This window comes from Agrobacterium fabrum str. C58 (assembly GCF_000092025.1).
Lineage (GTDB): Bacteria > Pseudomonadota > Alphaproteobacteria > Rhizobiales > Rhizobiaceae > Agrobacterium > Agrobacterium fabrum.
Map to the genome: position 1 here is coordinate 214,579 of NC_003063.2, position 25,841 is coordinate 240,419.

Annotated in this window: 21 protein-coding genes; 12 read left to right on the plus strand and 9 right to left on the minus strand. The window is 60.2% G+C overall.

Annotated elements, in window-relative coordinates; all coding sequences use genetic code 11:
• Window positions 1-3 precede the first annotated feature (3 nt).
• The 4 genes from ATU_RS14785 to ATU_RS14800 all read right to left on the minus strand — a co-directional run bounded on the left by ATU_RS14785 (window position 4) and on the right by ATU_RS14800 (window position 5,197).
• A complete protein-coding gene (locus ATU_RS14785; protein WP_010972842.1) occupies window positions 4-1,218 on the minus strand; it encodes an efflux RND transporter periplasmic adaptor subunit in 1,215 nt (404 codons plus the stop codon).
• A gap of 341 nt (window positions 1,219-1,559) precedes the next feature.
• Window positions 1,560-3,065, minus strand: a complete 1,506-nt coding sequence (locus ATU_RS14790) for a sensor domain-containing diguanylate cyclase (RefSeq protein WP_035257454.1) — start codon at window positions 3,063-3,065, stop codon at window positions 1,560-1,562.
• Window positions 3,066-3,234: 169 nt separating this feature from the next.
• Window positions 3,235-4,059, minus strand: coding sequence for a bifunctional allantoicase/(S)-ureidoglycine aminohydrolase (locus ATU_RS14795; protein WP_035257451.1), 825 nt, complete (start codon window positions 4,057-4,059; stop codon window positions 3,235-3,237).
• Between the two features lie 91 nt (window positions 4,060-4,150).
• Window positions 4,151-5,197 carry a class I SAM-dependent methyltransferase gene (locus ATU_RS14800; protein ID WP_035257447.1) on the minus strand — a complete coding sequence of 349 codons (1,047 nt, stop codon included), beginning with the start codon at window positions 5,195-5,197 and terminating at the stop codon, window positions 4,151-4,153.
• Window positions 5,198-5,512: 315 nt separating this feature from the next.
• On the opposite strand from ATU_RS14800, the gene ATU_RS14805 reads away from it, so the two are divergent.
• On the plus strand, window positions 5,513-7,507 hold the full coding sequence (locus ATU_RS14805) for a putative bifunctional diguanylate cyclase/phosphodiesterase (RefSeq protein WP_010972846.1): 1,995 nt from the start codon (window positions 5,513-5,515) through the stop codon (window positions 7,505-7,507).
• A gap of 37 nt (window positions 7,508-7,544) precedes the next feature.
• Here ATU_RS14805 and ATU_RS14810 read toward each other — a convergent pair whose 3' ends face one another.
• The 3 genes from ATU_RS14810 to ATU_RS14820 form a co-directional block, all read right to left on the minus strand.
• Entirely contained in the window at window positions 7,545-8,621 is a 1,077-nt protein-coding gene (locus ATU_RS14810) for an Ldh family oxidoreductase (RefSeq protein ID WP_035257444.1), read from the minus strand.
• Between the two features lie 281 nt (window positions 8,622-8,902).
• On the minus strand, window positions 8,903-11,635 hold the full coding sequence (locus tag ATU_RS14815; protein ID WP_010972848.1) for a DNA translocase FtsK: 2,733 nt from the start codon (window positions 11,633-11,635) through the stop codon (window positions 8,903-8,905).
• Window positions 11,636-11,789: 154 nt separating this feature from the next.
• On the minus strand, window positions 11,790-12,014 hold the full coding sequence (locus tag ATU_RS14820; protein ID WP_035257438.1) for a hypothetical protein: 225 nt from the start codon (window positions 12,012-12,014) through the stop codon (window positions 11,790-11,792).
• On the opposite strand from ATU_RS14820, the gene ATU_RS14825 reads away from it, so the two are divergent.
• The 7 genes from ATU_RS14825 (at window position 12,013) to ATU_RS14855 (ending at window position 18,503) form a co-directional block, all read left to right on the plus strand.
• The gene (locus tag ATU_RS14825) at window positions 12,013-13,620 is read left to right on the plus strand and encodes an ABC transporter substrate-binding protein (protein WP_035257436.1); all 1,608 of its coding nucleotides are present in this window, start codon (window positions 12,013-12,015) and stop codon (window positions 13,618-13,620) included. The two genes, ATU_RS14820 and ATU_RS14825, sit on opposite strands and share 2 nt — an antisense overlap.
• Before the next feature lie 9 nt (window positions 13,621-13,629).
• On the plus strand, window positions 13,630-14,619 hold the full coding sequence (locus ATU_RS14830) for an ABC transporter permease (RefSeq protein ID WP_010972850.1): 990 nt from the start codon (window positions 13,630-13,632) through the stop codon (window positions 14,617-14,619).
• Window positions 14,616-15,446 (plus strand): ABC transporter permease, encoded by an 831-nt coding sequence (locus ATU_RS14835; protein ID WP_010972851.1) that lies wholly within the window; start codon window positions 14,616-14,618, stop codon window positions 15,444-15,446. Before ATU_RS14830 ends, ATU_RS14835 begins: the two co-directional genes overlap by 4 nt.
• Window positions 15,443-16,246, plus strand: a complete 804-nt coding sequence (locus tag ATU_RS14840) for an ATP-binding cassette domain-containing protein (RefSeq protein WP_010972852.1) — start codon at window positions 15,443-15,445, stop codon at window positions 16,244-16,246. The genes ATU_RS14835 and ATU_RS14840 overlap by 4 nt, the downstream gene beginning before the upstream one ends.
• Entirely contained in the window at window positions 16,243-17,028 is a 786-nt protein-coding gene (locus tag ATU_RS14845; RefSeq protein ID WP_010972853.1) for an ABC transporter ATP-binding protein, read from the plus strand. The genes ATU_RS14840 and ATU_RS14845 overlap by 4 nt, the downstream gene beginning before the upstream one ends.
• 3 nt (window positions 17,029-17,031) lie before the next feature.
• The gene (locus ATU_RS14850; RefSeq protein ID WP_010972854.1) at window positions 17,032-18,150 is read left to right on the plus strand and encodes a pyridoxal-phosphate-dependent aminotransferase family protein; all 1,119 of its coding nucleotides are present in this window, start codon (window positions 17,032-17,034) and stop codon (window positions 18,148-18,150) included.
• A 164-nt stretch (window positions 18,151-18,314) separates the two neighbouring features.
• Entirely contained in the window at window positions 18,315-18,503 is a 189-nt protein-coding gene (locus ATU_RS14855; RefSeq protein WP_006314794.1) for a hypothetical protein, read from the plus strand.
• 427 nt (window positions 18,504-18,930) lie between these two features.
• Here ATU_RS14855 and ATU_RS14860 read toward each other — a convergent pair whose 3' ends face one another.
• Together ATU_RS14860 and ATU_RS14865 are read right to left on the minus strand one after the other, a co-directional pair.
• On the minus strand, window positions 18,931-20,742 hold the full coding sequence (locus tag ATU_RS14860; protein WP_006314796.1) for an IlvD/Edd family dehydratase: 1,812 nt from the start codon (window positions 20,740-20,742) through the stop codon (window positions 18,931-18,933).
• Between the two features lie 57 nt (window positions 20,743-20,799).
• Window positions 20,800-21,039: a hypothetical protein gene (locus ATU_RS14865; protein WP_162180332.1), complete on the minus strand. Its 240-nt coding sequence runs from the start codon at window positions 21,037-21,039 to the stop codon at window positions 20,800-20,802.
• Window positions 21,040-21,266: 227 nt separating this feature from the next.
• On the opposite strand from ATU_RS14865, the gene ytfQ reads away from it, so the two are divergent.
• The 4 genes from ytfQ (at window position 21,267) to yjfF (ending at window position 25,839) form a co-directional block, all read left to right on the plus strand.
• Window positions 21,267-22,226, plus strand: a complete 960-nt coding sequence (gene ytfQ / locus ATU_RS14870; RefSeq protein ID WP_006314797.1) for a galactofuranose ABC transporter, galactofuranose-binding protein YtfQ — start codon at window positions 21,267-21,269, stop codon at window positions 22,224-22,226.
• A 69-nt stretch (window positions 22,227-22,295) separates the two neighbouring features.
• Window positions 22,296-23,819 carry a sugar ABC transporter ATP-binding protein gene (locus ATU_RS14875; protein ID WP_010972858.1) on the plus strand — a complete coding sequence of 508 codons (1,524 nt, stop codon included), beginning with the start codon at window positions 22,296-22,298 and terminating at the stop codon, window positions 23,817-23,819.
• A complete protein-coding gene (locus ATU_RS14880; RefSeq protein WP_035257554.1) occupies window positions 23,819-24,862 on the plus strand; it encodes an ABC transporter permease in 1,044 nt (347 codons plus the stop codon). The genes ATU_RS14875 and ATU_RS14880 overlap by 1 nt, the downstream gene beginning before the upstream one ends.
• A complete protein-coding gene (gene yjfF, locus ATU_RS14885; protein ID WP_010972860.1) occupies window positions 24,859-25,839 on the plus strand; it encodes a galactofuranose ABC transporter, permease protein YjfF in 981 nt (326 codons plus the stop codon). Before ATU_RS14880 ends, yjfF begins: the two co-directional genes overlap by 4 nt.
• Window positions 25,840-25,841: the final 2 nt, after the last annotated feature.

Sequence of the window (25,841 nt, forward strand, 5' to 3'; positions counted from 1 at the left end):
TCCTTATTGCTTCGCGGCCGGAGTCTCAGAGGAGGTCTCGGACGGGGCAGCGCCCTCGCTGCCGGCAGCGGCAGCGACATCAGGCTCCTGCGACCACGGTTCGGGCTTCACCTTGGCGCCCGGCGCGGTTTTCTGGAAACCTTCGGCGACGACGCGATCACCATCGTCAAGGCCTTCCGAAATCACCCAGCGGTCGCCGATGGAGCGGCCGACGCTGACGCGCCGCTGTTCGACGGTATCCTCGGCATTGACGACAAGCACGCTTGCCTGCCCGCCCGCATCGCGCTGCACTGCCTGCTGCGGCACGGCAAAGGCCGCCTTCTGAATGCCCTGCTGGATCTGGACGCGGACATACATGCCCGGCAAAAGATCGCCATTCGGGTTGGGGAATTCGCCGCGCAGCGTCACCTGGCCGGTGGTTTCATCCACCGCCGCCTCGGAGAACAGCAGGCGGCCGGACACCGGATAACGGCTGCCGTCATCAAACAGCAGATTGACTTCGGCCTCGTTCTGGCCGGTCATCAGCTGGCCGTCCTGCAGCGCCTTGCGCAGGCGAATGAGATCGGCGGCGGGCTGGGTGAAGTCGGCATAGATCGGATCAAGCTGCTGGATCGTTGCCAGGTTTTCCGAACCGGTGGCGCTGACAAGCGCGCCTTCGGTGATGCGCGCCCGGCCGATGACGCCGCTGATCGGGGCCTTCACATCGGCATATTGCAGATTAAGCCTTGCTTCCGCAACGCCGGCCTCCGCTACCGCCACTTCGGCATCGGCCTGCGCCAGCAAAGCGATGGCATTGTCAAATTCCTGCTGCGAGCCGACATTGGAGCGGCGCAGCTGCTGCTGCCGGTCGGCGGTCTGCCGCGCCTGCAGTTGGGCGGCCTGTGCCCGGCGTAGCGTACCCTCGGCGCTATCGACACGTACCTGGAATGGCGCACGATCGATCCGGTAGAGAACGTCGCCTTCCTTCACCAGCGAACCCTGCTCAAACACCCGCTCCACGATGATGCCGGAAACGCGTGGGCGCACTTCGGCAAGCCGCGTCGGCGCGATGCGCCCCGGCAATTCGTTGGTGATGGGCAGTTCTTCCGGCTTCACGGCCACAACCTTGACCGCACCGGGCGGAGGTGCGGCGGGCGCGGACGCCTGCTCATCGCTACACCCGACCAGAACGATGCCTGTCAACAACACCGCTGCGATCTGCCCAAATCTCTTCGCCATACTGCGCTCCGAATCCATAAAATAAGTCACATTTACATACATACTAAGACGTATGTAAAATTCCGGCAATAGAATTGTTGCAGCGCAAAAACACTCTCACGCGCTTGTGAAGAAGCGTGCGGCCCTAACCGGACACTAAGGGGGACTGGAATCGTGAAATGGGTGGGAACAGGCCAATCGCATCGACGTCATCCTCGGGTTTGTCCTAAGGATATGCAAGGTCCTGATTTTGTTGACGTGTTTAGATCATTGAGACAAGCCAAAGGATGACGTCGAGATGATGCAATCGTCGCAACAGACAAGAACGCCCCGCCCCTTGAAACGATCTCGCCGCTTTATCTTCAGAAGAGGCGTTTCAGGGAGGTGGTTTCCGACTGCGAACCGCCCTTCGTCGTGTCGTTATTGTCGGCCGATCGATTGCGCAGGGCCGCATAATAGGCATTCTTCTGCTCGTACATGTTCATATCGGCCCGGCGCACTAGTGATTCCATCGTCTCACCGGCTTCGGTGGTCGCCACACCCAGCGACAGGCTGAGCGGCGCGCTGGAATAGAACTGGTTATTGATCTTCAGCAACTCATAGACCGTGTCGACCATGGCGGCGGCCACCTGCTTGTCGGCGCCGGGAAGAAGGATGGCGAATTCGTCGCCGCCGATGCGCGCGGCATGATTTGGCGCAGTCACCACGCCGTTCAGCACCTCGCCCACCCGCCGCAGCAACGCGTCGCCGGCATCATGGCCGAGCTTGTCATTCGCCTCCTTCAGGCCGTTGAGATCGATGACGATGGCAGAAACCGGCCTGAGCGCGCTGCGCTCCAGCCGGTTCAGCTCGTCCGAATAGAAAGCGCGGTTATGCAGCTTGGTCAGCACATCGTGCTTGCCGAGATATTCGAGATAGGCTTCCGCCTTCTTGCGCGCGGTAATATCCGTCAGCGCCACCTGCACCAGCGACCAGTCCCGCTCATGGCCGGGAAAGACGGAAAAATGCAGGAGGACGTGCCGCTCCGAACCGTCGAGCGCATAATTCACCACCTCGCGGTGATGGGTGAGATTGCCGTTCCAAAGCTCGATCAGCTGTTCCCGGAACGGCTTTTCCATCTCGCCGCGGAAAATATCGCCAAGCCGCTGCAACAGAACCTGCCGGTCCGCCGCACAGAAAAGGTCGAGCGTCGCCTGATTGACGTCGATCACCCGGATTTCGCTCATGCATTGCCGCACGAATTCGGGATGCACATCCATGAACACCCGGAAATCGACAATGCCGCGTTCCCTCACCTCTTCGATCAGCCGCCGCACCCGGCTGAAATCTTCCACCCAGAGGGAGACCGGCGAATGTTTGAACATGCCCTCGGCATAACGGCGGTTGAGAAGTTCCTTGCGGCGGGCTTCCTCCCGCTCCGTCACATCCTCCGTCGTCAAAAGCAGCCGGCCGAGCGTATCCTCGTGGCCGGGAATGACGGTGCCGCGCAGCTGGATGTCGAGCCGCCTGCCGCCGATAGAATAGTTCACCGCATTGCTGGTGAATTCCGTCCGGCCCGCCCAGAGTTCGGAAAGCTCGTTCACATGGCTTTCCAGCATGTCGTCGCGAAAAATCCGGTGCAGATTGTCAACGAGATGCGCCTGGTCGCGGGCCTCGAACAGTTCCAGCGTCTTGGCGTTGACCTCTATCACGCGGATTTTCTGCGAACAGGCCGCCACCCGCGATAAATCCTCCAGAAGAAACGCTCTGATATCTTCTATACCCTCAGCCCGCCAGATATCGAACTGGCTCTTCACCTCGCTGAAATCTTCGATCCACATCGCCACGGGTGCAAGATTGAAGACATTGGTATCGATCGTCTCAGTCATACGGGCATTCTTCTCGAAAAGTAGAGGCAGGCGGATGCCGGAATGGTACGGAACGGCGACAGCCGTCCGCATATCAAGATTTATTAGGGATATTGGACTTTAAGCAAGCATTTATCGCGCAAACCGCCGGATTGCGCGATAAATCAGGGGTCTCGCCGATGGATGCCTGTTACCAGAGCTTCACGTGGCGGTTCACATCCTTATAGAGCAGGTAACGGAACCGGCCTGGCCCACCCGCATAACAGGCCTGTGGGCAATAGGCACGCAGCCACATGAAATCACCAGCCTGCACCTCAACCCAGTCCTCGTTCAGCCGGTAGACGGCCTTGCCTTCCAGCACATAAAGGCCGTGTTCCATCACATGGGTTTCCATGAACGGAATGGTCGCACCCGGTTCGAAGGTGACGATGTTGAGATGCATATCGTAACGGACGTCTTCCGGATCGATGAAGCGCGTCGTCGCCCATTTGCCTTCCGTGTCAGGCATGGCCGACAAGGCAATCTCGTCTTCATGCGAAAAGATCGGCGGCGGCGGCTCAAGGCCGTCAACCGCCTGGAATACCTTGCGGACCCAGTGGAACTTGACGGGCGCCTTACTGGAATTCTTCACCTGCCAGCCTGCGCCGGCCGGCAGGAAGGCAAACGAACCCTCCCGCAGGGCATGCTGCGCGCCGTCGAACACCACGGTCATTTCGCCTTCCACGACGAAGATTGCGGCTTCAGCCCTTTCGTCCGGCTCCGGCCGCTCACTGCCACCACCGGGCTTCACCTCAACGATATATTGCGCGAAAGTCTCGGAAAAACCGGTCATCGGCCGGGCGATGATCCAGGCCCGCGTGCCGGTCCAGTGCGGCAGCACGCTCGTCACGATATCGGACATCACGGTCTTGGGGATGACGGCATAGGCGGTCTTGAAAACAGCCTTGCTCGACAGCAGTTCCGTCTGCCCCGGCAGACCGCCCATATCCGAATAATATCTCTTCATTTCAGCCATTCCATTCTGCAACGCATTCGGCGCGGATTCTTAGGCCCGCGACGACGTTTAAGCAAATGGTTATTGGAAGGCGGAGACCGGCCGAAAGAGGTTACACTTTCTTTCGCATCGTCGCATAGACGATGTTGTGGTTCTCGCCGAAAAACACCTCCGCCTCGATGCTCGATGGATCGGCACTGGCATTGACGATCCGCCACATATCCGCCTTCGAGCGCAGCAGCAGAGCCCAGTTCATGAAGGTCTCCATATAGCCATCCACCACGATATCCTCGGAGAAGTTGGCAAAGAGGAACATGCCGCCGGGTTTCAGCATCTCCATGCAGCGCCGCGTCAGTTTGATCGCCACGCGGTCGTTCAGATAATCGTAAAGACCAGCCGCATAGATGAGATCAAAGCTACCGAGTTCCTGCGTGCGCAGCACAATATCGCGTACCGAGCCGTCGATCGCCTCGATGCAGGTGCCGTTGAAATCGCGCGCGACGGAGCCGACGCTGAGCGGGTCCTGGTCGAGCGCCACCCAGCGCTTGATAGCGCCTTCTTTCAGCGCTGCGGAGGCATCGGCCTCGCGCAGATGGCCGGAAGCGATGGTGAGGATTTCCGTGTCCTTGCCGTGCCGGGCGGCGGCCTCGTCAACAAAACGCGTCAGCAAATCGCGCCGCTCGCGCACAGCGACCGAGGAACTGGCATCCTTCGTATAGTCATAAAGGGCCGCACCGAGCGGGGTAGCCCTGTTCACCTGCTCGGCGACGCTGGGATGACCATAGATAAAATCCAGCAATTGCGCGTCGCCCGAATAACCGCGCGGCTTTTCGAAGGACCAGCGCGTGAACGGGTCTTCCAGAAAACGGCCCGACACGGGGTGATTCTGTACCAGCGGAATCAGTTCAGCCCACACGCTTGAGTGGAGCTTCTCTCGCAGACCGTGCAGCGCCCCCGCGGTCCGATGTATTATCTCATGAGCCGAAACACGATTGTCGAATTGCTGCTGTGCCAATTCGAGAATGAGCGCGATTTCTGCTTTCGCGACCGCAAATTGCTCATCGAAAGTTTCCGTCCTTCGCGCAAAAATCTCTTTTGCGACAGTATCCGGGGTGATCAGACTTGCCCCGTCAAGATTTTTCTTCTTTACCCGCACCACATCAGCCTCCAGTATTAACACATTGTTAACTATACGTTTCTGGGAGACGGATGGCCACTCGCTTTCGATTTTTCAGCGGTGTAGGGATACATTAGTAAATTAGCGTACTTTTTTGGTCACACTCGTGGGCAGGGGAGAAAGCGGATACGTGATTTAGTGAAACTTAATGTTGCGAACGTATGATGCGTTCTTCTTCCCGGTGTTTTCCGCTCGCATTGGGAGAGATTGACGAGAACCCGCGCCAGTGCATTAGCACACGGAAAAGTGGAATAAGCAGTTACTTGATTAAGTATACGCAACACTATGGGAAAGTGCATGAAGCACACATTGGGAGAGGTGAGTGGACAGCAAGACTATCGGCGGCCGGACTCCCGGTTTTCTGATGAACTTCTTGCCCTTTACCAACAGGAAGGCGAGCGCAGTCGCCGCGGTTCAATTCGGCGAGGCCTGTGGACGGCCGTTTTTATCTATCTGCTGTTTGCCGCAACCGACATCATTCTGATACCCGACGTCGCATTTTATACCATTTTCGCACGTTTCGTCGTCGTCCTGTCCTCTTTGCTGACGCTAGAGATCCAGCTGCGCAAGGGCGCAAGCACGGCAGCCCTTGATCTCACCTGCGCCACCGCGCTGGTCATGGGCTATATCGGCTGGCTGGTGCCTTCGCTTTTCACCGACAATATCGAAAACATGTCCTACTACATGGTTTTCGGGGCTATCTTCATGATGGGCGCTAATCTGTTTTTCAGCTTCCGCTTCCATCTGTCGCTGGTGTCATCAGGCATCATTCTCGTCACCTATTTTCTGGCGTCGACGCAGTTTCCCGAGGATGTTTTCTACAAATTCGCGTTCGGCACCTTCTACATTTCGTGCTTCGTCTTCACCTCCTATGTGAACTGGAACCTCAACCGCGAGCGTTACCACGTCTTCCTCAACGCGCTGGAAGCAAAGGCGCAGCAGAAGGCAGCGGATGAGCGTGGACAGGCGCTGCTGCGGCTCTCCAATACCGATTCCCTGACCGGCCTGCAGAACCGCCGCGCCATCGACCATCATCTGCGGCTGCTGTGGGACAATTGGAGCAAAAAGGGAGAGGGTTTCGCCGTCCTTCTGATCGACGTCGACTTCTTCAAGAAATACAACGACCGCTACGGCCACCAGGAAGGCGACAAATGCCTGATGACGGTGGGCAACGCGCTGCAGGATGCAATCATCGACCACGGCGCCTCGATCGGCCGCTACGGCGGTGAAGAATTCATCGTGCTGGTGCCGTTCAAATCCAAGCAGCAGGTGGGCGAGCTTGCCGAGACGATCCGCCACACCGTTGAAGAGCTTTCGCTGGCGCATGACCAACGTCGCGACGGCACTTTCATCGTCACCGTCAGCATCGGCGCCTCTTTCACTCGCCCCAATCCCGACGGCAAGCTTGAGAAAATCATCAACGAAGCCGACCGCGCGCTCTATATCGCCAAGGGCAACGGCCGCAACTGCATGAAGCTGTTCGATCCTGAAGATCCGCAGACCAGCGATGAGACCGAGAACATTGCCGCCCTGCTGAAGATCGCCATCGCGGAAAATCTCGTTTCCCTCGTCTATCAGCCGATCCTCAACGTCTCGACCAATGAGACCGCAGGCGTCGAGGCCCTGATGCGGCTTCGCCTGCTGGACGGCAATCTGGTGTCGCCCGGTATTTTCATTCCGATTGCCGAACGCACCGGCACGATCATGGAATTGGGCCTTTGGACCATCAAGACCGTCTGCAAGCAGCTTCTTGCCGATGACAGGGTGGATGTCGTCAGCGTCAATGTCTCGCCGATGCAATTGAAAAATCCGGGTTTTGCCACCTCGGTTGCGGCCATCCTCGTGGAGGCCGGTATTGCCGGCAACAGGCTTGCCTTCGAGATCACGGAAGGCGTCGACATGGAGATGCATTCCGACGTTTTACGCTGCCTGAGCGACCTGAAGACGCTTGGCATCAATATCTGGCTGGATGATTTCGGGACCGGTTTCGCCGGCCTTTCATGGCTGCGCATGACGGATTTCGACACCGTCAAGATCGACCGCTCCTTCCTGCAGGACAGCAACACGCCGCGCGGCCGGGCGATGCTGCAGGACATGATCCGCCTCATCCGCAATCGCGGCCACAATATCCTCATCGAAGGGGTGGAGACGGAAGACCAGCTAAGACTCGTACGCCAGATGGAGATCGACTACGCGCAGGGCTATTATATCGGCCGCCCGGTCGTCGCCGAACGGCTGGGCGCGGCGGCAACGCCCTACCCGCGCCCAAACATGCGGATGCGCCCCGCCTGAGCCCACGATGGTAGGCCGTCGTCATCCATAGGCGGCTTTAATGATAGGTGGGTGGGCTGACCGAGAATTTTTCCGCAAGCTCCGAAAAGGCCGCCCGTGTGACGGGATCGACCGGCGCGCCTTCCCTCTCCCGTTTTGCCGCAACCGCCCATTCCCGGTCGCCCGGCGCCATGACCTTGCAATCTTCGCGGGCGGGTGATCCGCGCAGCACTTCGAGATAACGTTTCATGCTCTCGTCGAACACGTCCCGCTCCAGGAAGGCCTCCGGCTTCAGCGCCAGCACGAAGGCTCCAAGCCCACGCGGCGTTGAAAAATCCGGCCCGCCCATGGGGGCGAGATCGAAACTGAGCCTCATGCCGGTGAGAACTGCGCTGAAAATCTCGACCACTCCCGCCAGCGCCGCCCCCTTGAAACCGAATTCACCGCCAACGGGGGCAAGCATCTCGACGGCATTGGGGTCGCGCGTATCGACGCCGTCGCCATCCGAGGCGACGCCTTGCGGCAGTTGCTGGCCGAGGCTGCGGTATAGCAGAACACGGTTATAGGGCACGGCGCTTGTGGCCATATCCAGCAGCCAGGGCATGTCATCCGCTGCCGGCACACCGACGGCAATCGGGTTGGTGCCGTGAAACCGCATGGCACCATCATGCAGACGCACGAAACTGTCCGAATTGCAGAAGGCAAGGCCGATATAACCCTGCCGGGCCGCTTCCAGCGCATAAGCGCCGGCCGGGCCGAAATGCGAGGAGTTGCGGATCGCCACCGCGCCAATGCCGAATTTTTCCGCAAGCGCCATGGCATTCTCCATGGCCGCATAGGTGGCGCGGGCGCCATGGGCATGATCGGCATCGATCGTTTCCACGGCACCGAAACCGGACACGCGGCTGATCTGCGGCCGCCGATTGAGGCGCCCGCCTTCAAGGGCCGTGACATAATGGGCAAGCAGGCGCACGCCATGGCTGTCCACGCCGAGCCTTGTGCCGTGCATCATGGCGCGGGTCGCCGCATCGGCCGTTTCCTCATCGGTGCCGACGGCCAGAAAAACGGCGCGGCAGAACCGCTCCAACTCGTCCAGCCTCGCCAGAACAGTGGCCTTTTCGTTACCGTGCGCCATAAGGGAACCCTACCCAATTCCAGAATCTATGCCGCACAGGCTATTCACGGGGCGCGTTTTTGCAATCGAATATCGCGACCGAAACGCCAATAAGCGCTCAAGATACGACAACCTCATATCCATGATTCCGGGTTTGCGCCGGAAACCAGTGCGATCAAGTCCTTGATCTAAGAAGTCCCTTCCACGTCGCACACGCGACGTGGCTGTATGCCGGGTCGAGCCCGGCATCACGAGGTCGCAGGAGCGGCACTTGAAATCCTCACCGTAGAACCGGTGTGAAATCAGTCGTCCGCGCCGACCGTTTCGAAACCACCACGCTCACCGGCGATGATGGCGCGTTTGCCGACATGGTTGGCCGGGCCCACAATGCCTTCCTGCTCCATGCGTTCCACCAGCGAGGCAGCGCGATTATAACCCACGGACAGGCGCCTCTGGATATAGGAGGTCGAGCACTTCTTGTCGCGCATCACCACCTTGACCGCCTTTTCATAGAGATCGTCGCTGTCATCCTCGCCCATGGCGGTCTTGTCGAAAACAGCGGCATCCTCTTCGACCTCTTCATCGGCCTCATCGGCGTCTTCCGTAACGGTGCCGAGATATTCCGGGCGACCTTGGGTCTTCAGATGCGCCACGACCTTTTCCACTTCTTCGTCCGAAACGAACGGACCGTGGACACGGGCAATGCGGCCGCCGCCCATCATGTGCAGCATGTCGCCCTGGCCGAGCAGATGCTCCGCGCCCTGTTCGCCAAGGATGGTGCGGCTATCGATCTTTGAGGTCACCTGGAAGGAGATACGGGTCGGGAAGTTCGCCTTGATCGTGCCGGTAATGACATCGACTGACGGGCGCTGGGTCGCCATGATCAGGTGGATGCCGGCAGCGCGTGCCATCTGCGCCAGACGCTGGATCGCGCCTTCGATCTCCTTGCCGGCGACCATCATCAGGTCGGCCATTTCATCGACGATGACGACGATGTAAGGCATGGCGGTGAGATCCATTTCCTCCTGCTCGTAAACCGCTTCGCCTGTCGCACGGTCAAAACCGGTCTGCACGTTGCAGAATACCGTCTCCCCCTTCGCGCGGGCGGCAGCCGCCCTTGCATTGTAACCGTCGATATTGCGCACGCCGAGACGCGACATCTTGCGATAGCGGTCTTCCATTTCGCGCACGGCCCATTTCAGCGCCATGACCGCCTTTTTCGGATCGGTGACAACGGGCGTCAGGAGATGCGGGATGCCGTCATAAACGGAAAGCTCAAGCATCTTCGGATCGACCATGATCAGGCGGCATTCTTCCGGTTTCAGACGGTAGAGCAGCGACAGGATCATGGTGTTGATGGCGACCGACTTGCCGGAACCGGTGGTGCCGGCGACGAGTAGATGCGGCATCTTCGCCAGTTCGGCGATGACGGGTTCGCCGCCGATGGTCTTGCCGAGGCAGAGCGCGAGCTTCTGGCGTGTCTCGGCGTAATCCGTCGCTTCGATCAGTTCACGCAGATAGACCGTCTCACGCACGGGATTCGGCAGTTCGATGCCGATGACATTGCGGCCGGGCACGACGGCGACACGCGCCGAGAGCGCCGACATGGAGCGGGCGATATCGTCGGACAGACCGATGACGCGCGAGGATTTGACGCCGGGGGCCGGCTCGAACTCGTAAAGCGTCACGACCGGGCCGGGGCGAACATCGATGATCTCGCCCTTGATGCCAAAATCCTCAAGCACGCTTTCGAGAAGCCCGGCGCTCTGTTCCAGCGCTTCGGGCGTCATGGTCGTGGTCTGCTGGACGCGTGCCTGCTGCAGAAGATCGATGGAGGGATATTCATATTCTCCCTCGGCAAAGACCGGCGCTTCGCGGAACATTGGCTGCGACGCCTGAATGGGTGCGCGAACGGTGAAACGCGGCTCCGCCACTATTCTTTCTGCCGGCTGGCTTTCAATCGGCTTGACCTGCTCGACGGGCCGCTGCGGCTCGACGAGCACGGGGGCCTCCGCCAACGGCTGTTGCGTGATCTCCTGTTCGGCGGCAGGAACGATGGCCTGACGCACACCGATTTCCCGATACATCCGGATCGCGGAACCACCCGGCACGGTGACGACCGGAGGTTCGGACGAAAGCACGACGGCAGCGGCAGCGGGCATGGAAACAGCAGGGATGGACGCCGTCAGCGCCGGGTTCGTCAAAGCGGGGCTTACGAAGGTGGGATCGGCAAAATTGGCGCGGATATAGGCTGGAATGGTCTCCACTGCCCCACCCGGCAGATCGAGCGTCATGACTTCCCAAAACAGCTCATCCGGCAGATGGGCGGCAAAGGCTGGGACGGACGCAGCCGGCACGGTAGCCTGCGGCGCAGCCGCTGGCTGTACGTCGGGCATCGGCTGAACAGGGGAAAATACCCGCTGTGCCAGCGCTTCCACCAAGGGCGCCGCCGTCAGCGGCTGAGCCGGCGCCAGCGCGGCGGTCGCGGCTTCTTCTGCCTGCTTGCGGGCAAGTTCCAGACGCAATTTATAGGTCAGCGCCCTTGCACCGCGCGCATCGGGCGGCTGCGGCAGAAACGGCATGCGCTGCGGCGGCACACGCTGCTCCGCCGGTTTTACGACCGGCTGTGATGCGACAGTGGTTTCTTCCTGCGTTACTGCCTCTGGCTCCAGCATCTCTGGCGCGGCGACAGCAACCACTCCCTCATCGGAAATCTCGGGCTCTTCCGGAATATTCGGCGTCTCGACCGGCATGCGTCGATTAAAGGCGCTTTCCGGCGTACGGGTAAAGCGCACATTGGGGCCAAGCACAAAAGCATTCTGCCAGCCAGGCATCTCCGTGCGGCCTTCAATGGCGTCGGCCGCGCTGACATCGGCATTCGGCCGGGGCGTCGCACCCGCTTTCATCGCCGTCTGCTGCCCGGCAACCGCCTTGCCGCCGGCATGACGAGCGTTGTCGCTCCCCTCCCCTGCGTTATTGGACGAATTCTGGAATCTGGATCGGGAGAAGCTCATGGCAGCGTGCACACTCATCATAAACGTACATATTTCGGTCTCCCTGAAATAGAAAATAAAGGTTAATTACCCCTTTCCAAACCGGGCCATGGCAACAGATTTTCAACTCTTCCACAGCCAAAGAGCGGCGCGTCCTGCGGAGAAAATACCATCCCAAGCCGCTCATTTTACTGGATTAAATCCAGTTTTTGGGTGGCGCCATCAGGTATTGGACACGGCGGGAGAAAAGCGATTGCCGCTTTAAGGCATATTGTTTCAGCCAAGGCGCGCGCAACGTAAAATCATTGCTGTAAACCCCGCGAATTAACGTGGACACTGCCGAGGTTGCAGCCTTAAGATCGGCGCGCCGCGGGCCAAGCGGAAAGGCCCGTCTCGCCCTCATTTCCGGAGTGAAATTCATGTCGCCTGTCCAGCTTTCCCGCCGCTCGCTTCTCAAGACCTCGCTTGCTCTTGCCGCAACCACGGGACTGGCGGGAATTGCCGCAGCGCAGGAGAAATCCGGGGGGCGGTTAATAGTTGCGGCCGATTCCGAGCCGAAAAACCTCAATCCGGCCATCGTGGCCTCCAACGGCGTGTTTTATATCGCCAGCAAGATCGTCGAGCCGCTGGCGGAAGCCTCCTTTAACGGCAAGGGCGGGCTGGAGCCGCGGCTTGCGACCGAATGGCAGGGATCGGATGATGGCCTCAGCGCCACCTTCAAGCTGCGCGAGGGCGTGACCTGGCATGACGGCAAACCCTTCACCTCGGCGGACGTGGCCTTTTCGGCGCTCTCCGTGTGGAAACCGCTGCAGAACCTCGGGCGGCTGGTCTTCGCCAATCTCGAAAAGGTGGAAACGCCCAACGACCACACGGCCGTCTTCCATTTTTCCAAGCCCACGCCGTTCCAGCTAATCCGCAATGCCTTGCCGGTGGTCACCAGCGTCGTGCCGAAACATCTCTATGAAGGCACCGATATCGCCACCAATCCGGCCAATACCAAACCGGTCGGCACCGGGCCATTCGTGTTTGCCGAATATAAGCCCGGCGAATATTACCGCCTGACCCGCAATCCCAATTACTGGGCCAAGAACCAGCCGCAGCTCGACGAGATCATCTATCGCGTCCTGCCCGACCGCGCGGGCGCTGCTTCGGCGCTGGAAGCGGAAGAAATCCAGCTGGCAGCTTTCTCCGCCGTACCGCTGGCCGATCTCGCCCGCATTGCCAAGCAGCCGGGCATCAAGGTGATCGCCGATGGTTACGAGGCGCTGACCTATCAGCTGGTGGTGGAAATCAACCACCGCCGCAAGGAACTGGCCGATCTGAAGGTCAGAAAGGCCATCGCCCACGCCATCGACAAGAAATTCGTCATCGACAAGGTGTTCCTGGGTTATGCCACGGCATCGACAGGCCCCGTGCCGAAAAACGCGCCGGAATTTTATACCGACGATGTCGAGACCTATGACTTCGACGTCGCCAAGGCCAACGCCCTGCTCGACGAGGCCGGTTATGCGCGCGGCCCGGACGGCACACGTTTTGCGCTGAAACTTCTGCCCGCCCCCTATTTCAACGAAACCAAGCAGTTCGGCTCCTATCTGCGTCAGGCGCTCCAGGAGATTGGCATCGATGCCGAGCTGGTCAATAACGACGCCGCCGCGCACCAGAAGGCCGTTTATACCGACCACGCCTTCGATCTCGCCATTGCACCGCCGGTGTTCCGTGGCGATCCGGCGATCTCGACCACCATTCTTGTGCGCTCCGGCATTCCGGCCGGCGTCGGCTTCTCCAATCAGGGCGGGTATGAGAACAAGACGCTCGATACGCTGATCGACAAGGCGGCGGAAACCGTGCATGCGGCTGCGCGCACCGCACTTTACAAGGATTTCCAGAAACAGGTCGCCGCCGATCTGCCGCTGATAAACGTCGCAGAATGGGGTTTCATCACGGTGGCGCGCGACACGGTCAAACATGTCGCCAGCAATCCGCGCTGGGCAGTTTCCAACTGGGCGGATACGGCGGTCGATAGCTGAGGCAGCGCCGTGAGACGCGCGGCGACATTACTGCGGCGAAGGGCGATCAGCGCCATTCCGGTGTTGCTGATCGTTCTCATCTTCACCTTCGTCCTTCTTGAAAATGCCTCCGGTGATGCGGTGGATGCCTATCTCGTTTCCATCGGCGGCGGCGATGCCGGGCTGCGGGATGCGCTGCGCGAGCAATATGGCCTCAATGGTTCGATGCTCGCCCGTTTCTGGCTTTATGCCAGTTCGGTGCTGCGGCTCGATTTCGGCTGGTCGCTTGCCTTTGATCGGCCGGTGCTGGGACTGATCCTCGAGCGACTGCCGAACACGCTGCTCCTGATGGGCAGCGCCACGGCACTCGCCTTCATCCTCGGCACCACGCTCGGCATCGTCGCCGGCGCGCGCCCCGGCGGGCTGATGGACCGTGTCCTTTCAACACTTTCGCTTGCACTTTACGCCACGCCCGGCTTCTGGCTCGGCCTCGTGCTTGCCATCGTCTTTGCCGTACAGCTTCGCTGGCTGCCAACCTCAGGCATCGAAACAATCGCCTCGGGCAAGCAGGGTTTTGCAAGGGCGCTGGATATCGCCCGCCATCTCGTCCTGCCCGTCGCCAGCCTCGGCCTCATCTATCTGGCGCTGTTCCTGCGCGTCATGCGCACCGCCATGGCGGCGATCTGGCCACTGGATTTCGTGCTTTTTGCAGAAGCCAAGGGGCTTTCCAGACGGCGCATCGTGCTGCGTCACGTTGCCCGCAACGCGGCGCTGCCGCTCGTCACCGTGCTTGGCCTGCAGGCCGCCACCATGCTGGGCGGCAGCGTGGTGATCGAAAGTGTCTTTGCCATTCCGGGTTTCGGCCGGCTGGCGCAGGAGGCTGTCAGCGGCCGCGACACGCCGCTCCTGATGGGCATTATCCTCACCAGCGCCGTCTTCGTCATCCTCGTCAATCTCGCCGTCGACATTCTCTATGCCGTTTTCGATCCACGCATCGGCAGCGGGGAGAGTGCGGCATGAATTTCGCTCTCCGGCTCCTGCGCAGTTTCGAAGGCGTGACTGGCTTCATCATTCTCGCACTGCTTGTGGTGACTGCGCTCGCCGCGCCTCTCGCGTTTCCCGGCGATCCGCTGGCCATTATCGGAGAGCCGCTGATTGCGCCTTTCACGGATGCGGCCCTGCCGCTCGGCACTGACCGGCTCGGCCGCAATGTGCTGGCCGAGCTTGCCCATGGCGCGCAGGCCTCCCTGCTCGTCGGCATGGGTGCGGCCGCTGCCGCCCTTGTCATCGGCACCGTCATCGGCACGATTGCCGGTTTTGCCGGCGGCCTCGTGGATGAAGCGCTGATGCGCGTCACCGATGCCTTTCAGATCGTGCCGAATTTCCTGCTGGCGCTCGCCTTCGTCAGCACCATCGGCCCTTCCATGCCCATTGTCATTCTGGCCATTGCGCTCGGTGCGTGGGCGGATCCGGCGCGGTTGATGCGGGCGCAGGTGCTAAGTATCCGCGAGCGGGACTATGTGCAATCCGCCCGCGCCATCGGCATGCACCCGCTGGAAATCGCCTTCCGGCAAATATTGCCCAACGCCCTGCCGCCGGTTCTGGCGCTGGCCGCCATCATCGTCGCCGCTGCCATCCTCACCGAGGCGGCGCTGTCCTTCCTCGGGCTTGGCGATCCCAATATCGTTACCTGGGGGTCGATGATCGCCGAGGGACGCAACGTGCTCCGCTCGGCGGCGTTCCTGTCCGTCATCCCCGGCATCGGCCTGCTGGTGACCGTGCTCGGCGTCTATCTTTTCGGAGAAGGCATCAACCGGGCAATGGCGACGAGGAGGCAAGCGCCATGAGCGGCAACGCGCTTTGCCGGATCGACGATCTCAGCGTCCGTTATGCAGCGGCCGACGCACCGGCACTGCGCAAGGCTTCACTGACGATACGGCAGGGACAGCGGCTGGCGATCATCGGTGAAAGCGGCTCGGGCAAATCCACACTCGGCAAGGCAATCGCCGGGCTTCTGCCCGCAAGAGCGCAGGTTTCGGGTGATATTTCCTGGAGCCGTGACAGCGGTCTTTTCACCGGCAGACCGATGCCGGGCCGCGATATCGGCACGATCTTTCAGGATACCGGCGCAACGCTGAACCCGGTTCTGACCATCGGCGAACAGGTGGCCGAAGGGGCAGTGCGGCATCTCGGTCTCTCTTGGCGGCAGGGGCGCGATCTTGCCCGCGATCTTCTGGAAAGGGTGCGGCTGCCACATCCTTCACACCTGCTTTCCGCCTATCCGCACCAGCTGTCCGGCGGGCAGAGGCAACGTGTGGCGATTGCCGCCGCCATTGCGGCGCGTCCCGCGATCCTGATTGCCGATGAGGCGACGAGCGCTCTCGACACCGTCACGCAAGCAGCCATCGCCGCCCTGCTGGATGGTCTCGTACGCGAAGAGGAAACAACGCTTGTTTTCATCACCCATGATATCGGCCTTGCCTCCAGCCTTGCCGATGACATCGCGGTTCTGAGCGCCGGAGAGCTTGTGGAACACGGCCCGGCCCGCCGGGTACTTTCCGCACCCACACATCCTTACACCCGCACGCTGCTTGCCGATTATCTCGATCTTTCGACCCCGCCGCTCATCAGCGAGGCCGCGCCATGAACGAAGCCCTTCTGAGCGTGGATGGCCTGTCCAAGACCTACCGCACCGGCGCAAGAACGGTGACGGCGCTCTCCGATATCTCGTTTTCGCTCAAGCGCGGCGAGACGCTGGGGCTGGCCGGCCCCTCCGGCTGCGGAAAATCGACGCTGGCACGCATTCTCATGCGGCTTATTCCTGCCGACGAGGGCACTGTGCGTTTTGAAAACCGCGACTGGCTTGCGCTTGGCGGCAGCGAATTGCGAGCCGCGCGGCAGCAGATGCAGATGGTGTTTCAGGATACGCATGGTGCGTTCAATCCACGCGCCACCGTTGAAGATGCCATAAGCGAGCCGCTGCGCATTCACCGTATCGTTAAAAGACGCGACCGTGCGGCGGAAATATCCCGCCTTCTCGATCGTGTCGGCCTGCCCGCCGCCTATGCCGGCCGCTCCGTTTTCGAGCTTTCGGGCGGGCAAAGGCAGCGTGTGGCGATTGCCCGCGCCATCGCACTCAAGCCATCGTTGCTCATTTTGGACGAAGCGGTATCGGCGCTCGATGTTTCGGTTCGCCGGCAGATTCTCGAACTGCTGGTGGAAATCCAGCGGGAAATGGCGATTTCCTGTATTTTCGTGTCCCACGATCTCGCGGTCATCCGCGCCGTCTGCCACCGCGTCGCGATCATGGAGACGGGGCGGATCGTCGAAATCGGCGAGACGGGGGCGATCATTTCCGCGCCGCAATCCTCGACCGCCAGAAGCCTGATCGACGCCGCACCGCGGCTCATCACCACCATGCAAGGATAAGACATGCCTGCCCCGGATTACGCATTGCTCCTCGACCCGCCCGCTTTCCCTGCAGAGCGTTACGCCATGCTGGCCGACCGGCTGGCGGCGCTGATGGGCACAAAAAACGACGTGCTGCTGATACAGGCGGAAGCCGTGCTGGCGCTGGAGGCAGCGGCGACAAGCCTTGCGCGGCCGGGGCTGAGGGCGCTCAACATCATCACCAGCCCCTATGGTGCATGGTTCGGCGGCTGGCTGGAACGCGGCGGCGCGACGGTGCGCAACCTGACGGCCAGCCCGGCAAAGCCGGTGACGCTCGCCGAGGTGGAGCGGGCGCTGGATGACGGGCCGGGTTTCGATCTTCTCGCTATCGTACATGCGGAATCGGCAAGCGGCATTCTCAACCCCCTGCCCGCCATCGCCGCGCTGGCGCAGACCAGAGGCGTCGTCACGCTGGTGGATGCCGTCGCCTCAATTGGCGGCCACGCTTTCGAGGTTGACCAGCTGGGTATTGATATCGCCGTCATCGGGCCGCAGAAGGCGCTGGCCGGCCCGGCAGGCGTATCGGCCATTTCGGTCAGCCCGAAGGCATGGGAGTTTCTTTCGCACGACAAGGCGCCCACCAATTCCATGCTTTCGCTTCTCGACCAGAAGCAGCTCTGGCTGGATGCCGGCCGTGGCGCACTGCCCGGAACGCCAGCACCGCTGGAATTTTACGCGCTGGACGCCGCACTCGACAGGATCGAGGCGGAGGGTCTGCCAGCCGCCAATGCGCGCCACGAGCGGGCAGCGGCTGCCACCCGTCATGGCATCAGGGCGCTCGGCATCGCCAACTGGGTGGAGGAAACGCATGCCTCAGCCCTCGTTTCCACGGCCGTCCTTCCGGATAGCGTCGAAGCCGGAGCGTTTCACGCCGCTGTATCCAGACAGCATGGCGCGGATATTTCCGTCGGCGTCGGCCCCGGCGCGGAACGGTTGATAAGGCTCAACCACACCGGCCGGCGCGCGCATCCGCAGGCGGTGAAAGCCAATATCGCCGCCGTCGCGAACGCCCTGAAGACCCTCGGTCATTCAACAAACACCGATTCCGCGCTGGAAGCGGCCGAGAAGGGTTATTCCGAAGCCCCAGCGAAGGAGGTCTGACGGCAGGGATAAACATTCATTGCGTGAAATCCGGCCCCGGTGAAACGCCAATCACGACATTGTTGTTAAAATTGGTAGACAAATTCCATGGCCAATCTTGACGAAATCATGGCAACGCGCGAAACTTAACATCCCGTTAACTCGCGTGAAGAAGGGAACTGGCCATGGTAGCAGGGTTCAATATGCTCTCCTTTGACCTCTTTGGCATCGGCCGAAGAATGCCCGTCGTCAATGAGCGGGTGGAGACCGAGTTTCAGGACAAAACACCGCGCAGACCGGACAACGAACCGCATGACGACGACCGCGATCAGGAATATGAACTGTTCTTCTGGTCGCTTTATCCGGTGATTTAAGTTTGTGACTGCAGGCCGCGAACGCGTCGCCAAGAGTGCCAAAACCACAGTCGGCGTCCTCGTAAGGAAACACTGCTATCCGGTTTGTATTTTCATTAAGGCCTGACGCCGGTCGGGGACGGTAGATACCCCCTTAGCGTCATCCTCGGCCTGTGCCGAGGTTCTAATCACGTCTAATAAAATCAATCGGTTGCAGATCCTCGGGACAAGCCCGAGGATGACGACTGAGGGTCTAGCAAGCCTCGGCATTCATTTGATGACGTCGTGCCCGGTTTACGTCCGCAGCGTTGCGAACGCCTCCAAACACCTGCTAAATCAATATAATCCAGCATATCTGATCAATTAGACCTGACAGCTGCGGCACAGGCGGGAATAACGATGGAGAGGAGCAAGCCCTCCCCATCATTGAAACGTCAACCACGCCGCCTCAGTGGTTATCGCGCGGCAGGCCCTTGGTCTGGGCGATGCGCTGATACTTTACGGCCGGTTCCAGAACCGCGCCGGTTTCCATCTGGCTGACGATACCGCGCTGGATTTCCTGCCACGGCGTCTGGTGGTCGGGGAACTTATAACCGCCCTGAGCTGCCAGCGCCTCGTAACGCTTGGCGAGCTCTTCACCTGATATCAGGATATCGGCCTTGCCGCGGCCCACATCGATGCGGACGCGGTCACCCGTCTGCAGAATAGACAGACCGCCGCCGGCCGCCGCTTCCGGCGAGGCATTGAGGATGGATGGGCTGCCCGACGTGCCGGACTGGCGGCCATCGCCGATGCAGGGCAGCGAACTGACGCCTTGCTTCAGAAGGTAATCCGGCGCGCGCATGTTCACCACTTCCGCTGCGCCCGGGTAACCGATCGGACCGGCGCCGCGCATGAACAGGACGGTGTTGGCGTCGATGCCAAGCGACGGATCGTCGATGCGATGATGGTAATCCTCCGGACCATCGAACACCACGGCGCGGCCTTCGAAGGCTTCCGGATCATCAGGGTTGGAGAGGTAACGACCGCGGAATTCTTCCGAAATCACGCTTGTCTTCATGATGGCCGAGGAGAACAGATTGCCGCGCAGAACGCGGAAGCCGGCACGCTCCTTGAGCGGCTGCTCATAGGGGCGGATGACCTTCTCGTCTTCGATGATCGCGCCACGGCAATTGTCGCCGATGGTCTTGCCGTTGACGGTCATGGCGTCTTCCATGATCAGCCCTTGGGTCATCAGCTGATTGACGACAGCGGGAACGCCGCCGGCATGGTAATAGTCCTCGCCGAGATATTCGCCTGCCGGCTGCAGGTTGACGAGCAGCGGCACGTCTTCGCCATAGGTCTGCCAGTCATCCACCGTCAGCTCGACGCCGACATGGCGGGCAAGGCCGTTTAGATGGATCGGCGCGTTGGTGGAACCGCCGATCGCCGAATTAACGCGGATGGCGTTGATGAAGGCATCCTTGGTCATGATGTCTGATGGTTTCAGGTCTTCCCTGACCATGTCGACGATGCGCAGGCCGGTGAGGTAAGAGACTTCCTGACGGTCACGGTAAGGCGCCGGAATGGCGGCGGAGCCGGGAAGCTGCATGCCGAGCGCTTCGGCGAGCGAGTTCATGGTTGTTGCCGTGCCCATGGTGTTGCAATAGCCGGTGGACGGGGCAGACGAGGCAACGAGCTTGACGAAGCCCTGGTAATCGATCTCGCCCTTCGCCAGCAGTTCGCGGGCCTTCCAGACGATGGTGCCGGAACCGGTGCGCTCACCGCGGAACCAGCCGTTCAGCATGGGACCGACGGAAAGGGCGATGGCCGGAATGTTGACGGTGGCCGCCGCCATAAGACAGGCAGGCGTGGTCTTGTCGCAGCCGATGGTCAGAACAACGCCGTCGAGCGGATAGCCATAAAGCACTTCCACGAGGCCGAGGTAAGCCAGGTTGCGATCAAGGCCCGCTGTCGGACGCTTACCGGTTTCCTGGATCGGATGCACCGGGAATTCGATGGCGATGCCGCCGGCTTCACGAATGCCTTCACGCAGACGGTTGGCGAGTTCCAGATGATGACGGTTGCAGGGCGAAAGGTCGGAACCGGTCTGCGCAATACCGATAATCGGGCGGTCGGACTGAAGCTCGGCCTGGCTGAGACCGAAGTTCATGTAACGCTCGAGATAAAGCGCGGTCATGTCCGCATTGGCTGGGTTGTCGAACCAGGCGCGCGAACGGAGCTTGCCCTGAGTTGCAGGAAGATTATCAGATGTCGTCATGATGCGGGTCTCCAGCCGGAAGTGGCCAACGGTAAAATATTACGAAATGCGACAAGCTTATGTTGTGCGCAAGAAAAATGGAATCAGCTTCTCGGAGATCACGCATAACCGACAGTGCAAGCCCAGACGAGTGGCATTGGGCTGCTCTTCGGCTTTAACCGAATATTTTTCGGTATTTACGGCCATCGCGGAACTGCGCAACGGAATCTCCCTCCCTCTTTTGCCGGTTGAATCACGGGTACTGTGACCCAAAATTCCGACAAAAATCATCTTCTTATTTGTATTACTATTAGACATTGCCACATCCTGTCAAGCGATATAGCGCTTGACAAAGCGGGGATGCCGGCTGTTCGAACCAGAAAACGTGAATATCTTATACTATTGATTTATATAAACTTATTCCAGAATTTCATGATTTTGGCATCATTTTAAAATTGAAATATGCGAAAATGCCCCTTTTCAAGAGTATTACTATATGCTCATAGTGTGTCCGTCACGCTGACATCATCTCTGGGAGGAATAAGATGAGAAAAGCTCTCGCGACAGTCACTGTCGCCGTTTCGCTGTGCCTTGCATCCAGTGTTTCCGCAAAATCGCTCACCGTTGGTTTCTCGCAGATCGGTTCGGAATCCGGCTGGCGTGCAGCTGAAACCACGGTCACCAAGCAGCAAGCCGAGAAACGCGGCGTTACGCTGAAATTCGCCGACGCGCAGCAAAAGCAGGAAAACCAGATCAAGGCCGTTCGCGGCTTTATCGCGCAGGGCGTCGATGCAATCCTGATCGCACCGGTCGTCGCAACCGGCTGGGACGCCGTTCTGAAAGAAGCCAAGGAAGAAAAGATCCCCGTCATCCTGCTTGATCGCCAGATCGAAGCGCCTGACGATCTTTATCTGACAGCCGTTACCTCGGACCAGGTCCACGAAGGCAAGGTTGCCGGCGACTGGCTGGTGAAGGATGTCGGTTCGAAGGATTGCAAGGTCGTCGAACTTCAGGGCACGACCGGCTCTTCGCCTGCCATCAACCGTAAGAAGGGCTTCGAAGAAGCCATTGCTTCGCACAAGAACATCAAGATCGTGCGCTCGCAGACGGGTGACTTCACCCGTACCAAGGGCAAGGAAGTAATGGAAAGCTTCATCAAGGCTGAAGGCGGCGGCAAGGATATCTGTGCCGTTTACGCCCACAATGACGACATGGCCGTCGGCGCAATCCAGGCCATCAAGGAAGCCGGCCTGAAGCCCGGAACCGACATCAAGGTCGTCTCCATCGATGCTGTTCCTGATATCTTCAAGGCCATGGCTGCCGGTGAAGCCAATGCGACGGTGGAACTGACACCCGACATGGCAGGCCCTGCCTTCGACGCGCTTGAAGCCTATCTGAAAGACAAGAAGGCACCGGCGAAGTGGATTCAGACCGAATCCAAGCTCTACACGGCATCTGATGACCCGATGAAGGTCTACGAGGCGAAGAAGGGCCTGGGTTACTAAGCCATTTCTTCGAGGAGCGGCACCTCCCCGTGCCGCTCCGTCGTCGCATTCTTATCCGGGACCTCATCAATGTCCGAAACTGCACCACTTCTGGAAGCACGCGCCATCGGTAAATCCTTTCTGGGGATCACGGCGCTGGACGGCGTTGATTTTTCGCTTGCACGCGGTGAAATCCATGCGCTTCTCGGCGAAAACGGCGCGGGCAAGTCGACGCTCATCAAAATCCTGACCGGCGTTTACCACCGCGACAGCGGCTCGATCTTTCTCGACGGAAGCGAGATATCGCCCGCCAATGTCGGCGAGGCACAGGCGCTCGGTATCGGCACCGTTTATCAGGAAGTAAACCTTCTCGAAAATCTCACGGTTGCGGAAAACCTATTTCTCGGCCGCCAGCCGCATCGCTTCGGCATGATCGACCGGGCCTCGATGCAGAAGCAGTCCCAGGCGCTGCTAACACAATACGGGCTTTCCATCGACGTCAACGCCCTGCTGTCCAGCTATTCCGTCGCCATCCGCCAGATCATCGCCATTGCCCGCGCTGTCGATCTTTCCGGCAAGGTGCTGGTGCTGGACGAGCCGACCGCCAGTCTCGACGCCCATGAGGTCGAGATGTTGTTCGGCGTGCTGAAAAACCTGCGCGCGCGCGGCATCGGTATCATCATCATCACCCATTTCCTCAATCAGGTCTATGATATCGCCGACCGCGTGACGGTTCTGCGCAATGGTCGTCTCGTCGGCACGCGCGATATCGGCAGCCTGCCCAGATCCGAACTCATCGCGATGATGCTGGGCCGCGAATTGCAGCACATCACCCACGAACATCAGGCGGCGGATGATACGGTCGTTGATGGCGAACCGCCTATCCATTTCGAAGGTTACGGCAAACGCGGCAGCATCGCCCCTTTCGACCTTGGCATTCGTCCCGGCGAAATCGTCGGCGTCGCCGGTCTTCTCGGCTCCGGCCGCACCGAAACGGCTTTCCTGCTGTTCGGCGTCGACAAGCCCGATACCGGCAAGGCCACGATAGACGGAAAGACGGTGGCGATTTCCTCACCCGAAGCCGCCATCACCGCCGGCTTCGGCTTCTGTCCGGAAGAGCGCAAGACGGACGGCATCATCGGCGATTTTTCGGTGACCGACAATATTGCGCTGGCACTTCAGGCCCGTCAGGGCTGGGCACGGCCATTGTCCCGTCGGCAAAAAGCGGAGCTTGCCGAAAGCTTCATCAAATCGCTCGATATCCGTCCCGCCGATCCCAACCGGCCGATAAAATTCCTGTCCGGCGGCAACCAGCAGAAAGCCATTCTGGCACGCTGGCTCGCCACCCATCCCCGGCTTCTGATTCTCGATGAACCAACCCGCGGCATCGATATCGGCGCCCATGCAGAAATTCTCAAAATGATCGAAAAACTCTGTACCGAGGGCATGTCGCTTGTGGTCATCTCGTCCGAACTCGAAGAGCTGACCGCCGTTGCCCATCGCGTCGTCGTGCTCTCCGACCGCCGCCACGTCAGCGAATTGAAGGGTGGTGACGTCACCGCCGATAACATCATGCGGGCGATCGCCGAGGCGGCGAAAACGGAGGCGGCATGATGGTGGCCGTGACACGACGCCTCAAGAGGCTTGCACCCCAGCTCGCCGCCCTCTTCATCATTCTGGCAGCGATTACAATCATTTCGCCTGGCTTTCTTGATGTCTCGCTTCAGAACGGGCGGCTCTATGGCAGTCTGATCGATATTCTCGTGCGCGCTGCCCCCGTGGCGCTTTTGACCATCGGCATGACGCTGGTGATCGCCACCAAGGGCATCGATCTGTCGATCGGCGCGGTCATCGCCATTTGCGGCGCGGTGGCCGCCACGCTCATCAGCAACGGCCATTCCATCCCCGCGGTCCTTGCCGTCTCGCTTGCGGTTGGCATTGCCTGCGGCTTGTGGAACGGCGTGCTTGTCGCCCTTCTCGATATCCAGCCGATCATCGCCACGCTGATCCTGATGGTGGCGGGACGCGGCATTGCCCAGCTCATCACGGAAGGTGTCATCCTTACCTTCAACGATGACGGCTTTGCCGCGATCGGCTCCGGCTCTTTTGCCGGCGTTCCCCTGCCCGTCATCATCTGGGTGGCGGCGGCTCTCGTCATCGGCGTTCTGGTGCGCAAGAGCGCGCTCGGCTTCCTGATCGAGGCGACCGGCATCAATCGCCGCGCGGCGGCGCTTGCCGGGGTGCGGGCGCGCTTCCTGCTGTTTTTCGTCTATGCCGTCTCCGGTCTCTGCGCGGCCATCGCCGGCATGATCGTGACTGCGGATATTCGCGGCGCGGATGCCAATAATGCCGGGCTGTGGCTGGAACTTGACGCCATCCTGGCGGTGGTGATCGGCGGCACATCGCTGAATGGCGGCCGCTTCTCCATCACCGCATCGCTGATCGGGGCGCTCATCATCCAGACCATCAATACCGGCATTCTGGTTTCCGGTTTCCCGCCGGAATTCAACCTCATCATCAAGGCCGGCATCATCATGGTCGTCCTGACGCTGCAGTCGCCGGCGATCATGGCGGTTCTCGGCTTCGTCAGAACACCCAAGCCGCACGCAAAACCGGCTGCTGCCAACGGCATGACCAAGGAAGGAACCGCGCGATGATCCACAGCCGCAACCTGCCCTTCCTCACCACGCTGATGATCTTCGTGATCGCCTATCTGCTGTGCGTGCTGCAATATCCGGCTATCCTGTCGACACGGGTGATAGGCAATCTTCTGACCGACAATGCCTTTCTCGGCATTGCCGCCGTCGGCATGACCTTCGTCATCCTGTCGGGCGGCATCGATCTGTCCATCGGCTCGGTCATCGCCTTCACCAGTGTTTTCGTGGCCGTGATGGTCGGCACCTATAATATTCACCCGCTTCTGGCCTTCGCCATCGTGCTCGTGGTCTCCACGCTGTTCGGCTGCCTGATGGGAGCGATGATCCGCTTCCTGTCGATCCCGCCTTTCGTGGTGACGCTGGCGGGCATGTTTCTGGCGCGCGGTGCAGCCTATCTGATCTCCACGCAATCGGTGCCGATTTCGCACCCCTTCATCGACGAGATCCAAGGCTTTTATTTCCGCTTTCCGGGCGGTGGCAGGCTGACGGCGCTCGCCATGCTGATGCTCATCGTCTTTGCCGCCGGCATGCTGATTGCCAGCCGCACCCGCTTCGGCGCCAATGTCTATGCGCTGGGCGGCAACCCGCAATCGGCCGAACTGATGGGCGTTCCGATCGGGCGCACGACGATCGGCATCTATGCGCTTTCCGGTTTCCTTTCCGGCCTCGCTGGCATCGTCTACACGCTCTACACCTCGTCGGGGTATTCGCTGGCGACGGTTGGCGTGGAGCTGGATGCCATCGCCGCAGTCGTCATCGGCGGCACGCTTCTCACAGGCGGCACGGGACTTGTGGCGGGAACCTTTGTCGGCCTGCTGATCCAGGGGCTGATCCAGACCTACATCGTTTTTGACGGAACGCTGTCATCCTGGTGGACGAAAATCGTCATTGGCGTGCTGCTTTTCGTCTTCATCGTGTTGCAGCGCGCAATCATCTGGTATTCAAACAGGAGACTGGCCGGACCACATCCGGCATAACG

Bases quoted from the DNA above. Each gene is read 5' to 3' on its own strand.
- ATU_RS14880 (WP_035257554.1), top strand. From the start codon at position 23,819: ATGGTGGCCGTGACACGACGCCTCAAGAGGCTTGCACCCCAGCTCGCC.
- ATU_RS14795 (WP_035257451.1), bottom strand. From the start codon at position 4,059: ATGGCTGAAATGAAGAGATATTATTCGGATATGGGCGGTCTGCCGGGG.
- ATU_RS14825 (WP_035257436.1), top strand. From the start codon at position 12,013: ATGTCGCCTGTCCAGCTTTCCCGCCGCTCGCTTCTCAAGACCTCGCTT.
- ATU_RS14815 (WP_010972848.1), bottom strand. From the start codon at position 11,635: ATGATGAGTGTGCACGCTGCCATGAGCTTCTCCCGATCCAGATTCCAG.
- ATU_RS14875 (WP_010972858.1), top strand. From the start codon at position 22,296: ATGTCCGAAACTGCACCACTTCTGGAAGCACGCGCCATCGGTAAATCC.
- ytfQ (WP_006314797.1), top strand. From the start codon at position 21,267: ATGAGAAAAGCTCTCGCGACAGTCACTGTCGCCGTTTCGCTGTGCCTT.
- ATU_RS14785 (WP_010972842.1), bottom strand. From the start codon at position 1,218: ATGGCGAAGAGATTTGGGCAGATCGCAGCGGTGTTGTTGACAGGCATC.
- ATU_RS14790 (WP_035257454.1), bottom strand. From the start codon at position 3,065: ATGACTGAGACGATCGATACCAATGTCTTCAATCTTGCACCCGTGGCG.
- ATU_RS14855 (WP_006314794.1), top strand. From the start codon at position 18,315: ATGGTAGCAGGGTTCAATATGCTCTCCTTTGACCTCTTTGGCATCGGC.
- ATU_RS14845 (WP_010972853.1), top strand. From the start codon at position 16,243: ATGAACGAAGCCCTTCTGAGCGTGGATGGCCTGTCCAAGACCTACCGC.
- ATU_RS14850 (WP_010972854.1), top strand. From the start codon at position 17,032: ATGCCTGCCCCGGATTACGCATTGCTCCTCGACCCGCCCGCTTTCCCT.
- ATU_RS14835 (WP_010972851.1), top strand. From the start codon at position 14,616: ATGAATTTCGCTCTCCGGCTCCTGCGCAGTTTCGAAGGCGTGACTGGC.
- ATU_RS14805 (WP_010972846.1), top strand. From the start codon at position 5,513: ATGAAGCACACATTGGGAGAGGTGAGTGGACAGCAAGACTATCGGCGG.
- ATU_RS14860 (WP_006314796.1), bottom strand. From the start codon at position 20,742: ATGACGACATCTGATAATCTTCCTGCAACTCAGGGCAAGCTCCGTTCG.
- ATU_RS14810 (WP_035257444.1), bottom strand. From the start codon at position 8,621: ATGGCGCACGGTAACGAAAAGGCCACTGTTCTGGCGAGGCTGGACGAG.
- ATU_RS14820 (WP_035257438.1), bottom strand. From the start codon at position 12,014: ATGAATTTCACTCCGGAAATGAGGGCGAGACGGGCCTTTCCGCTTGGC.
- ATU_RS14865 (WP_162180332.1), bottom strand. From the start codon at position 21,039: ATGTCTAATAGTAATACAAATAAGAAGATGATTTTTGTCGGAATTTTG.
- yjfF (WP_010972860.1), top strand. From the start codon at position 24,859: ATGATCCACAGCCGCAACCTGCCCTTCCTCACCACGCTGATGATCTTC.
- ATU_RS14840 (WP_010972852.1), top strand. From the start codon at position 15,443: ATGAGCGGCAACGCGCTTTGCCGGATCGACGATCTCAGCGTCCGTTAT.